General features: G+C 46.0%; 8 protein-coding genes. All 8 read right to left on the bottom strand.

Translation table 11 applies throughout. The features are described 5' to 3' along the window. The coding region (locus ACEW9J_RS13680; RefSeq protein ID WP_373545671.1) for a hypothetical protein at nucleotides 1-2,591 on the bottom strand (2,591 nt) is incomplete at its 3' end. Between the two features lie 289 nt (nucleotides 2,592-2,880). Next, a complete protein-coding gene (locus ACEW9J_RS13675) occupies nucleotides 2,881-3,663 on the bottom strand; it encodes a hypothetical protein (RefSeq protein WP_373545670.1) in 783 nt (260 codons plus the stop codon). 169 nt (nucleotides 3,664-3,832) lie between these two features. Then, on the bottom strand, nucleotides 3,833-4,843 hold the full coding sequence (locus tag ACEW9J_RS13670) for a tyrosine-type recombinase/integrase (RefSeq protein WP_373545669.1): 1,011 nt from the start codon (nucleotides 4,841-4,843) through the stop codon (nucleotides 3,833-3,835). Between the two features lie 238 nt (nucleotides 4,844-5,081). Then, complete coding sequence (locus ACEW9J_RS13665; RefSeq protein ID WP_373545668.1) at nucleotides 5,082-6,827, bottom strand: glycosyltransferase; 1,746 nt, start codon at nucleotides 6,825-6,827, stop codon at nucleotides 5,082-5,084. A gap of 174 nt (nucleotides 6,828-7,001) precedes the next feature. Further along, entirely contained in the window at nucleotides 7,002-7,763 is a 762-nt protein-coding gene (locus ACEW9J_RS13660; protein ID WP_373545667.1) for a glycosyltransferase, read from the bottom strand. Nucleotides 7,764-7,900: 137 nt separating this feature from the next. Beyond that, complete coding sequence (locus ACEW9J_RS13655; RefSeq protein WP_373545666.1) at nucleotides 7,901-8,848, bottom strand: alpha-1,2-fucosyltransferase; 948 nt, start codon at nucleotides 8,846-8,848, stop codon at nucleotides 7,901-7,903. After that, entirely contained in the window at nucleotides 8,800-9,027 is a 228-nt protein-coding gene (locus ACEW9J_RS13650; protein ID WP_373545665.1) for an RHS repeat domain-containing protein, read from the bottom strand. The genes ACEW9J_RS13655 and ACEW9J_RS13650 overlap by 49 nt, the downstream gene beginning before the upstream one ends. A gap of 545 nt (nucleotides 9,028-9,572) precedes the next feature. Next, the coding region (locus tag ACEW9J_RS13645; protein ID WP_373545664.1) for an RHS repeat-associated core domain-containing protein at nucleotides 9,573-12,704 on the bottom strand (3,132 nt) is incomplete at its 5' end.

Raw genomic sequence — 12,704 nt, 5'->3', positions numbered from 1 at the left:
GAGAGCGAGTTAAATATGTATCGCACTACCCCAATCGCTCCCGTCACTGTCCGCACCAGCCCTCCGATAACCGGATGGACAGTTAGATGGTTTGGTTGTGGGAGGGACACATCCGAGGGCTGGTGTTCTTCTGGTGTGTCGGGGTGTTGAATTGTCGGTGCAGATAGATCCTCCGCTCTTGAATTATCGGTAGATTCCTGCGCTACAACTCGTGTAGGGCGAGCGGTTATCTGTCGCACAGCGATTCGCTCATCCTCATTCAACACCTTCCACAGCTCGATTTTTGCGGTGGGAGTCAGATCCGCCGTTAGATCTCGCACTTCCAAATCTGAGCGAGCGGACGCAAGTTTATCGGCTAACTCAATTGTTAGCTCGATCTCCTCCAGTTCGGGATGCTGTAAAAATTCTGACAGCAGCACGTCCGGTAAAGCGGGAAGATTCGTCCGCACACTTCGAGCAATCTCCACAATGGATCTGACTCGTTCGACAACAACATTCGCCGCATCGCACTCAATTTCCCAGACTCCGCTGGCGAGTGCGTATTGAGACACATTCCACGATTCGCCATTGGAATTCCTTACTACCCAATCTAATCCATTAGCAGACACCACCTGGCAATTAGCTAATGCAGGATAAGTCTTGCGTCCAACTTTGTGTACGTTCCGTCGTAACTTACGCCCAATCTCGATGCTACGAGCTGAATCGGTTGAATCTTCAAGCGGCGGACTACTTTCGTCACTTTGATGCTCTACCTCTACGCTATGAGCATCTGGATGGGGAGCGATAGTCGTTGGGATTTGGGGGGAAACTAACTCGATATCTACTGCGTTGGCTGGTTCGTTCGTGACAACTGCGGCGGCTAACCCTGCATTAACGACGACTATCGCTACACTAATGATTTTGGCTAGAGCAGTAGCTAAGAATTCAAATTTACTAGGTTTACGTGTTACAACATGTTTGGCTGGCGAATTGTAGTGCTTAGTGTAGGTGGTTATAAATGATTGTTCGGGAATGGGGGAGGATAACAAAGACTCTGCTTGGACTGAAGAATTGTGGTGCGGTATGTGGACGGTTGTAAGTGATTGTTCGGGAATCTGGGGAGTGGGCAGCGGCTGTGCCGCTGCACATATCATAGGGGTTTGAGGGTGTTCGGATTCTGTCTGGGCAAGGGTTTGAGTCTCTAAACTTTTGGTAACTGGCTGGGCGACGGAATCGCTGCAATCGGCGGTGGCTCTGTCTTGTAGGTCGTTTGGTTGGGTTTGGCTGAGGGTGTTCGGATTGTTTCGATATTTTGGGTGCCAAATGTTTTTGTATTTGGTTAGAGTACTATTACTACATGCCCGATCGAAGATTTTTTTCATCTGCTCCCGAATCATTTCTTTGAGGTCTTCGATTTTTAACTCTGGGGTGAGTTTGTCGATTAGACGGGAGTAGGCTGTTCTGATTCGATGTATGGCGAGATCTGCTGTTCTTTTGTTGGCTGGGTTGGATTTGGGTTCGGCTTTTTTGAAGAGTAGGGGGTCGCCAAATGGGTAGTTCTGGTTTCGGTCTGGCTTGGATTTATATGGGCTATAGTATTGGGTGCGGTCGTTGGTACGTATCCACGACCGAATCATTTTCTCGATCTCGTGTTGATGGCGGCAGTTTTGCTGGTATCCTGGGGCGGTGGTGATGGCTTTGTGCATCCAGTCGTAGAGTTCTTTTCCTACTAGTTTTAGGAAGACGACTCCATAGGCTAGGAATTTTGGCATCAGGCTATATGTCTGTCCGTAGCCTGTCCAGCCGATTGCTCTTGCTAGGTTAAGGGCGGTTTCCCATTCTCTGGCTTTTTTCGTTTTGTCTTCACAGCTCTGGTATTTGAAGCGGTTTTTCCGCTGTTTGTATTTGGCGTACAACTGGGGGAGTTTCCGGTTTAATAGTTTCATGTCTTGTCCGGCTGCTGCTATCTCCCACTGGTCTAGAAATGCTGCTAGTTGGTCTTCTGTGGTGTCGAGGAGCGGTTGGGGGTTTAGTCCGTCGTCTTCGAGCATATATGACCCGCTGTTTGACTGGAGGGGTAGTCTGTGTCGCTTGTAATGGCTAAATTCGCCTGTTCCTGTTTTGGCAAATGATTTTGTGTTGGGAAATATTTCTAGGTGTCCGTTTTTGATGTCGAATCCGGCATCGGTGAGGGTGACTCGGACGCTTGCTGCTAGTTGGAAGGTGGAGACTTGTTTGGGTAGTGGTAGGTAAATATGGATGCCGCCGCTGTCGCTGCTTCTGATGACTAGGTATCTGGTTAGTCCGATTTTCTCTAGGGCGTTGAGGATGCCTCGGAATGCGTCGATGTCGTGGGTTGGGTGGTATTTGCTCAACCAGTCGATGTCGATGAGGATGTATTTGGTTAACTTGCCGAATCCTACGCCGATTAGCTTAGTTTCTTCTAAGAATAAACGTACTAGTTCGCCGGATGATAACGGAAACTCTGTTTTGGTGAGCCAGTCGGGTTTGAGCTGGTTGTCTGCTTCTATATACCCGAAGTTGTTGTGGCGAAACAGTTTGGGTAGTTGCGTGGCTAGGTCTAATGCTGGGTTTTTTGGTGGTAATTTCATTTGTGACTCCCCTCGCTGGAGTCACCAGTAACCAATCTCGAATCACGAACCCTCGGTAGAAGCTAGTCTTTTAACTAGACTCTAGTGAGGGGGCAGACAATATACGCCAAAAATGGATATAATGTCAATACAATCTTGGTAAAGAAAGTATTTTTTCGTGAATCCAGGTTAGTTCTGGTGACGAAACAAGGTCGTAGTGGGCTGCAATAGATCCTCTCTCGCATACGCGGGTGAGGTTTCTTAGTATCTGTAGGTAATACTAAGATTATGTACGTTTGAACTTATATTACTACGTTTTTTCGGTGGGCATTAGAAAGTTTATCAGATCGTCGTCTTGATTCAACACGTAAATGGAACTCTCTGCCTGCACTCGCAGGACTCTAGCCCGACCAAAATCCACAAATAGAGCTGGATCGTTATTGGGATCGACTTTGGTTTCGCCAGTCAGTACGATCGCTTTAATCGTTATTTTATTCAGCTCGGTGTTAGATAATCCTTTAAGCGGATTCTTTTCTTTCTTCAATGCTAGTGACATCCGATTTAATTTATAGCTTAATTTAATTAATTCAGGATCTCTGGTAATTCTTTTCCCCCCTTTTTTACGATTAGAAATAAAAAAGTTTTGACGATCTTCTCGCCACTTTACAAACGCATTTCCTTTGGATTTAAACATAAATGCAAAAATCCTCCGATCTGGAAATTTAACGAGTAGGTCGATAATTCCTTCATCAGTTTTGACACGAGGGGTAATCGTAATGTTCCGCTCGCCAAAATGTTTGAGTAGCATTTCTGTCACAGCAGCTAATCGACTAACAGCAAGGTGGAATTCAAGTGCTGCCGCCGTTGCACCTGCTCCGAACAGAGTGATTAGCGGAAAAGGTACAAAGACAGAACCAACAGAAAATGCTCCTGAAAATTTGAGAATATCCTCCCACATAACTTGTTGACTTTTCAACTGTTTTAGTGCTTCTTTATTTTGGAGATAGCCTTCCTTTCCTGTCTGAATTAGAGATTCTTTCGAGGAGAAATCACCTACTACATTAAAAAATTCAAATGAATCAAGATCGGTCATCGGACTCTCAAGTAAATCAAGTCTGGTTGTAAATAAAATCCAGATTTGGAGCAGGCAGCAGTTACTTTAACACTGGATTTTGAACCAAAATTAGGCGATAATTTCACCACTATTTCTAAATCTCGAACCAAAGCATTCAGGTACTTAAACAACCAGATAGATTGATATTTTAACCTGATGGCAAGGGGTCGGGACTGAGTTTAATTCCCAACTTCAAAGCCGGATTCGTCAACCATTTATCACCCACATGTGTGTAAATTGCCGTCGTGCGCGGGTCGGCATGACCTAACAGATCTTGGACTTCCCGCAGCGATGCCCCATTTTGCAGGGCTAATGTCCCCGCCGTATGTCGGAGACTATGAGCGGAACGCGTTTGACCGTTCCCCGACTTGAGATTGAGTCGAATCAGGTATGAATCTACAACATACCGAATTCCCCGCAGCGACAGTCGGCACTCACCCCGTTCGGGACGGCGCAGATTGACAAACAAGGGACTATTCAATTCTAAAGAATATCCAGCAGTTTGGCGACATGTAAGATATTCGGCTAATAACTCTGCCAGTTCGGGGAGCAGGGGAATAGTGCGTCGTCGCTTTTTACTGGCTACGCTCAAGCCTACACCCGCCCCTGTGCGGATGATATTTCCCAAGTTGCACAGGTGTAATTCGCGGGTACGCGCTCCTTCTAATGCCATAATCCCCAACAGTAATTGGTCGCGGTGGCGGCGGATGGGGACGGGTTGTGTCAGCGGAGCCTGGAGTAAGGCGGTAGTCTCTGCTTGGTCGAAGTAGGTAATCGCCTCGGTCGGGTCGTCATACTGGTGGGGGGGTTTAATTCCCCAAACGGGATTAGTATGTAATATTCCGTACTCCATACCTGCATCATAGAACCGACTAATTGCCGCTAATTTTATGGCGATAGTTTTCGGTTTATGCCCCTGTTGGACGAGGGCATAGCGGTAGATTTTAATCGTGTCCCGCGTCGCTGATGTCGGTTTGACTCGGCTGGTTTGACACCAGCGCAAATATTGTTGGACTTGGCACCAGTAAGTGCGAATCGTTTCAGGGCTAGCCGCGCCGTTAGCTACGTCGAACTGGAGAAAGTTAGTAAAGACCCCAATCAGGTTGTCGGCATCGAGGGTAAAGGGATCGTCAGTGGCGGAGATTTGTGGTGACAACATTGCAGGGGTGCCTTAAATCAATCTGATTTTAATCATCACTCTACCAAGCAATCGTTGGGGCTGAAACGCTGATGTAGATTAAGTTCACAATTGTGCCGGAAAAAACAGTTAGCGGCAAAAGGAGATTACGTTTAGGTTATGGCTGTAATACGCTCGGTGCAAAGGTTTAAGCTGTGGACAGTGCCGTCGTGCGGTTCGTTCTTAATTGGGCGAGGTGTGGGTTTTTCGCCATCAGGAATTAATTCTCGATCTTTTTGGCTGGGTCGGGAATATTAGCCACGATCCTAAACCTGTCGTTCTCTGTTACATCCAATCGGTACCTGTCGCTCAATCCTTGCCGCATTAGTGCATTCCTGACCGCAGTCGCCGAGCGTTCGGTTTGTAGCGATTTTTGCTGTCTGGACAGACTTTGTGGGTGAACCCGATAATAATAAAGCGGTTGGGGATGATGGTAGATAGTGGTGAGTTCGGAAATTTTCAGGCACAGATCGTAATCTTCTGCTGGGGGAAAATCGATATCGATGCCACCGCACAGATCGTAAATTTCCCGCCGCAGCAATCGAAAGTGGTGAGTCATAAAGTCGATGAGCAATCGCTCTTTGGAGTACGGGATCTGACATCTAGCTCCCAATCCTAACTGGCGACCCCGCTCGTCAATGAGCCAGTGGTCGGTATAGACCATGCCCACTGTGGGATTACTGTTGAGGATATCTATCGTAGCAGCGAGGGCTTCAGGAGCCAGTACGTCGTCGCTATCGATCCAGGCTAAATATCTATGGGATGAAGCCGAATTAGCTGCTCGTAAGGCATTGCCGCGCCCGGTATGCGGAGCGGCAATAAATTTGATGCGGGGGTCGATCTGGGCATATTCACGGGCGATCTCGACAGATGTATCGGTGGAGCCGTCGTCCCAAATCGTCAGGTGCCAGTGCGGATAGGTTTGGGTGAGGATACTGTCGAGGGCGATACTGAGGTATCGTTCGCGGTTGTAAACGGTCATTGCCAAGGAGACTGGCTCCCCTGCGCGGAGTGGGGCATGTTGGATGACAGGCTCTACTATAGGGGAAGGCGGCACCTCGCGCCGCTGGAAATAGCCTTGCATGTAGGTATCGATGCTCGGATCGTCGGTCTTGAAAAATCCCTGTTCGTCTCGATCGACTATCGACTGAGTTTTGCCCTTAAAGTCCTCGATTCGCTGGATGTACTGCCGATTATTCAGATCTCCATGCCAGAGATGATACAGATCTCCTGGGACATAATCGATCTTGCCCTCCGTCTGGGCATAAAACTCACTACTCCATCGCTCGGCTTCTGTGAGGTTATCGCCAAACGCGATTTCGACTAACGGGTGCGGGATTTGTCCTGCCGCAGCATGGGCGATCAGCCGATCTGCACACCCGACTAGGGCGCGCTCGAACAGGGGTACGGCGGCTAAAATGGAGCGGCGCGCACCCCACGCAAAGCCCACATTGCCACAATCGTAGTAGTTGGCGTTAATTTGATAATTTGAAGCGGTCTTGAGTGTAGCGCAGAAACTACGCCAAGCTTGGGGATGTCGAGCGAGCGGTGTGGGAGCTGGAATGAACCGATCTCGTTCGAGATGGTGGCAGTATTCAAAGGGTTGGAGGATAGTAGCCGTTTGTAATCGTTCGACTCCTTCTACCAGCCAGTTGGGATTGGTAAATAATACGTCGGCATCGAGCCAGAAGATGTATTTAAATCGATCGTCTAGTTTGGTAATTGCGCGATTGAGTAATGTTTCTTTATGCCACAACAAACTCTTGGCGCGTACTTGATGGATGCTGCTAGTATTGGGAAGCTGCGGCGTGCCGTTACCGATCGTGCACTCGAAGATCGAGTGGTTGAGATGTTGGATACTTTGATAAAAGTGGTGGAATGCTTTAATTCGGTATGGCGATTGTTTGGGGTTGAAGTAACAAGCAACGATCGCGGCTTCGGGATGGGGTTGGTATTTTGGTGTCAAGGCAGCAAATGGCTCGTATAGACTGGGGCGGTATTATTTTAGCGGTTAGATGAGGAGGGTGGAGGGTAGTTTTAAAAGCGGTAGATTGTGATGTTGTTGGGCGATCGATCGTCTTCGGGGACGTTTGATAATCTCACGCTTATCAAACGATTACCACCGGATAATTTGGTAGGACTACTTGGATATTTTCACCAGCTTGAACCTGTCGCCTTCGATAATATCCAAGCGGTACCTGTGGCTCAAACCTCTTCTCACTAAAGCATTTCGCACCGCTAAAGCCGCAGATGTAGTGACATCGTTCTTGTGAGTTTGAGAAATCATGGTGGGATGGACGCGATAGTCATAGAGTGGTTGCGGGTGGTGATAAATCTCGGTAACTTCAGATATTTTTAGACACAGATCGTAGTCTTGGACGTAGGGAACCGCAACATCGATCCCGCCAACTAAATCGTAAATTTCCCGCCGGATCAGTCGGAAGTGGAAGGTCATAAAATCGATGAGCAATCGCTCTTTGGAATAGGGGATGTGACATCTAGCCCCTAGTCCTAAATCCTTACCGCTAGGATCGATCGCGTGATGGTCGGTGTATGTCATCCCGACTTGAGGATGGGTATCCAGGATGTTTACCGTACTCTCTAGGGCAGATGGAGCCAGCTTGTCATCACTATCGATCCAACCGAAGTATTCGCGATCGCTCGTCATCATCGCTGCCTTCAGAGCATTTGTTTGTCCGGCGTGTGGAGCGGCAATAAAGTGAATTCTAGGGTCTAATCGGGCGTAAAGGGCGGCAATTTCTGGGGATGAGTCGGTGGAACCATCGTCCCAGATGGTGAGCTGCCAATGGGGGTAGGTTTGGAGCAGAATGCTGTCGAGGGCGAGGCTGAGATAGTTCTCGCGGTTGTAGACGGTCATCACGAGGGAGACGAGGCTGGGCATCTGAGCGGTGAAGAGTGGTTCTAGTTTTAGAATGCCCGTGACGCACGGGATGTTTGATGACGATGTTGAGAACTTTCACCCGCAGCAAAGGTTTCAGTTCGCTCTTACAGGCTTTTACATCGCTCCTGTAGCAAGCTCTAGATTTTCAGCATCGATTCGGTGTAGATATCATCAGTCTTGAGATGTTGGAGCGCAGAGCCAAACCAATTTTTAGGCGCGATGATTCTTTTGTGAGGATTTTGATTCAGCCAGCTTCCCCACCAGCTAAAAGTACTATTGGCAATGATTTGATGCTGGCACATACTCATTAAATATAGATCGATGTATTCACTGCGTGGCGGGGGACTCGCCACGCTGCTATTTTCGCTGAATGTAAATCTGGGGCTGTCAAATGTTTGTTTGCACCAATCAATATCGTCAGAAAAGACTAAAAATGTGGTGTCGCGGTCGAATAGATCGATTGCTAAAGAGTAATAGTCGAGCGAACAAATTGGATGATATTGTGTTCTCTTTACATAGTCGCCCCTCCTGACGTGAATCGCACAATTAGGTCGCTCTAAAATAAATGCGTATTTATATTTTAATTCTTCGATTACTTGGCGATCTGGGGTAAAAATATCGAGCAATTTTTGCCGATATTTGATAAAGTATTTCTCAGATTGGAAAAAGCCAACTAGCATCATTCCTGACTGGTATGCAATCGGTCGATAGCCAAAACCCTGTTCTTTAAATATATATTTACAAGGTGGAATCTGGCGATCTATTAAATTTCGATAGATAGTTGTTTTATAATCTATCGCCCTACTTCCTTGAGAAAGCTGGCGATGCCCGTTGAGATCGAAGACGGCTTCATCTTCATGTTCGAGCGCGACTGCCAGAGTAGTTGCTATTTGAAATAGCTGGTTTCCTAGTCCACCCAGCAATTGACAAGTAATCATTAGGGATGAGCTTTCTCCAGTAACATTAGAGTGTCCAAGAAAAGCATGACACACTCTTCGGCGTTCGAGCCGACTGGTGAGGATGCCGCCCGTAGGCTTTAGAGAGGTAGATCTGGTGGTTGGAGACTGTCGGAGCGAGAGAGACAAGGCTGGGCATCGAGCGAGTCAGAGATGGTGATAGTTCTAGGATGCCCCGATCGCGCAAGTTTGAGATCGCCCGATCGTCCATTTCTGTTGGTTATTTGAGTGAGATTACCGACGTTATCGTAACTGCGAGTGCGGATATTACCGAGTTGGTTGGTGTTGGTGATTAGTCGATCGATCACATCAAACTAACTCATAAGTTACAAGTAGCGAAAAATACCCGACCTACAAAAATATTGTTTTAATTTGTATGTATTATCCACCATGCTCCTATCATTTGAGGTATCGTTCTTTCCATTAACATAAAAAACATACCCAAGATAGTATTTATTGTCTCATCTTCAGATATAAAGCTCGAATACGTATTTTTTTTAGTTAGAATAATAAAAGAATAAAGATTGATAAAAAATAACACTAGGTTTGCAATTGCAATAATTATATGCCCATGTTTTATTAAAAATAGACCGCAGAAATAGCCTAATAAATAACCAAGTATTAAATTAAATATAAATACTATAATTATGTAAACAAAAATAAACAATGTGGCTTTAACTCTGTCTAAATACTCATTGTCAATAGCTCTATCATTCAATAATCTTTGAATTATTTCTGGAGCGTAAATTGTCAACGGATACATATATGAGGAACTTTCAAGCAAATTAATTAGTATAATTACCAAAGATATCACTGATATGATCGTCGAATTGTATAATAAATTCATTTGCCATTAAATTTCAAGTTTAGATTTTAGATACTGCCTAACACCAAAATCATTTAATAAATCCATATGCCCTACACCAAAATTAGCTCTGTAATCAGGTCTGAAAACCCTCCACCAAGCCGCTGCTGCTAGATCTCGTGGATCTATTGATAATGGTTTATTACTACCCACATCAAAAGACTCACATAGAAGACGTGGAGGTTTCGCTTTAAATGTTGGATCTAGTCTACCCACATATATATTTGCAGGTAAGTTTAATAATTTGATAGCTGCTACTAATTTATTGACAACAGCCTGATTTGCGTCAGAATGAGCAATGATATTTATTGGTTCGCCAGGTTTAAGTCCCCCTCCAAGCGTCAAAAAGGCTTGTACTATTGCAGTAGCGTTGGCACTTCTTACTACGCCGAAAGGATCTCTTGCGGCATCTGCTCCTAAAGGATTAGGAATAGGAACTACAGGATATTTAGCTCCTATTCCAAGAGAAACTGGTAAAGTACCAAACTCACCTCCGCCACCTGGCAAAATAAAGGTGATTTTACCACTCGGATCTGTTGCATTAACCGGACTATTTTCAACATACCGCGTCAGATTACTATCCCCAGCCCCAAACCCGATCGGATCTTCAGAGATAAACCGACCATTACTCGCATCATAATACCGCGCGCGATAATAATTTAACCCAGTCTCCCCATCCTGCTCCCGACCAGTATACCCATACCGAAACATAACGCTAGGATTACTCTGACTCTGAACCTTGCCAAAACTATCGTAACTAATATGGTTGACCACGCTACCACTATTATCGACTAAATCGCTAACAGTCCCCAACCGATCGGCCAACGCCCATACCATCCCCGTCGGAGTCTCATCACTCAACACTTGGTCGATCTGAGTACCATACAAATACCGATGCGTCTGAGTACCACTACCATCAAACACGAGCGCAATGTGATTCCTGTCTAAGACATACCGCTCCGTAACAACACCGTTTAGCTTCTGCCCAATCCGCTGATTATCACCATCATAGATGTAATCGATCGACTTACTAACCACCCCACCCGCATCCTTAAACACAACTGAAGTCAACCGATTCCGATAATCCCAGACATACTCCATCACCTTACCCGTAGCTATCTCAGTCCGCTTCGTCCGATTCCCCTCCCCATCATAGGTATAGTTATAAGTGCCATCAGACAATAACTGATTATTCGCCCCAGTCACATAACCGCCATAAGTTCGGTTTCCATTGGCATCGTAAGTATACGCTTCATCCGGCACTGTTGTATTGTCCGCACCAGTCAGTTGATTCGTCGGATCGTAACTATAATCGCTCGTCCCATCCACACTCGAAACAGTGCGTGCTAACTTATCGGCATTGTCGTAACTGTAATTATAACTAGCGATCGAACTCGCACCTTTCTTGTGACTTAGTTGAATCAACCGTTGATTATTGTCATAGACATAGTTAGTCTCGACAACCGAATTCACCCCACTAAATCGACTCAAACTAGTCAATTGATTGACCGCATTGTAAGCCATATCCACCCGTTTACTCTGGACACCAGTACCCGCTTGAGTCAACTTGGTGACGCGATTTAATAAGTCGTAGGTATAACCAGTGATTCCCGCACTAGTCCCATTGATACTGTCATTTACAGTCAACAGATTCCCCACTGCATCATAGGTGTAGTTGAATTTGACAGCAGGAACGCCAACTGTGCCTGTGTTATCGATACTGGTGACTCGATTGATCGCATCATAACTATAGTTATAAGTCGAATCAGGATTAGTCGAACTTAATAAATGTCCCACAGCATCATAACCAGAACTGAAAGTTTTAACCGTAGCACCACTAGCATTCAACCAGCGTTCGGCAGTTTGACGATTTAAGGTGTCGTAATTGTAGGCGATTTTCCGTCCATCTCGATCGACAGTTTGAGTCAAATTGCCAACATTGTCGTAACTACGAGTCCGCGTTTTACCTAACTGGTTGGTATCGGTAATTAAGCGATCGATCGCGTCGTATGTATAACTCGTCGTATTATTTACCGAATCGGTAATCGACGCGACATTACCAACTCGATCATAACTAGTTTTAGTCACACCCAACTTAGCATCGATCGCAATAATCTGCCGATTATTGCGATCGTAGAGGTAACGAGTTATATTCCCGATTGCATCGGTGGTACTAGTAACATTGCCTTCGGTGTCATAGCTGGTGGTGCTAGTGTGGAGCAGCGGATCGGTGATGGTAGTCTGTCGATCGACACTATCATACCCATAAATTGTCATCCGTCCCAGTTCGTCAGTTTGAGTGAGAACATTCCCAACTTTATCGTAGGTGACGGATTGAGTTTGTCCCAGCGCATCAGTAGTGGAAATCCGCCGATTTAAATTATCGTAATCATAACTGGTAGTCCGACTGAGTGCGTCGGTAGTCGAAATGATATTGCCCACCGCATCGTAAGCACTGGTACTAGCATGTCCCAGTGCATCGGTCTGACTTATCTGTCTATCTAGTGCATCGTAGGCGTAACTAGTAATTCGATTGAGTGCATCAGTAATGCTCAGGACATTCCCAACTTTGTCATAACCAGTGAGAGTTAGGGCACTTTGAGTATCCTTCACCTGGGTGCGACGATTTAGCGCGTCATATTGATACTCAGTCCGATTGCCATTCGCATCCACAGTCGCGGTGACATTGCCTAACTTATCGTACTCGGTGCGAGTAGCATATCCATTGGCATTAATGTATGAACCAGAAGTAGTAGAAGTTAATGCTCTAAACTGAGCGGTTTGGCGACCCAATTCATCATAAAAATACGAGGTAAGATTACCTGACGCATCGATAATTTGAGTCAGTTGGTTGGCTGCATCATAACCATAGTTAGTCTCGTTACCTAATGCGTCTACTTCCCGACTCAACCGATTGCGACTGTCGTAGAATTTCTGAGTTTTATGTCCGAGCGAGTCGGTATTGGCAATGAGATTGTCCTTGAGATCGAAAGTCGAACTAGTAATTCCCCCATCCGCCGCCGTAGTACTAATTAGGCGATTGCGCGCATCGTATTGATACAGGCTCGCTCGTCCGAGGGCATCTTTTACAGATACCAAGTTGCCATTATTATCGTAGCT

The organism is Chamaesiphon sp. (assembly GCF_041737865.1).
In the GTDB taxonomy this organism is placed as follows: domain Bacteria; phylum Cyanobacteriota; class Cyanobacteriia; order Cyanobacteriales; family Chamaesiphonaceae; genus Chamaesiphon.
Note: the sequence above shows the minus strand (reverse complement) of the source record. Positions and strands in the feature narration are given on the sequence as shown.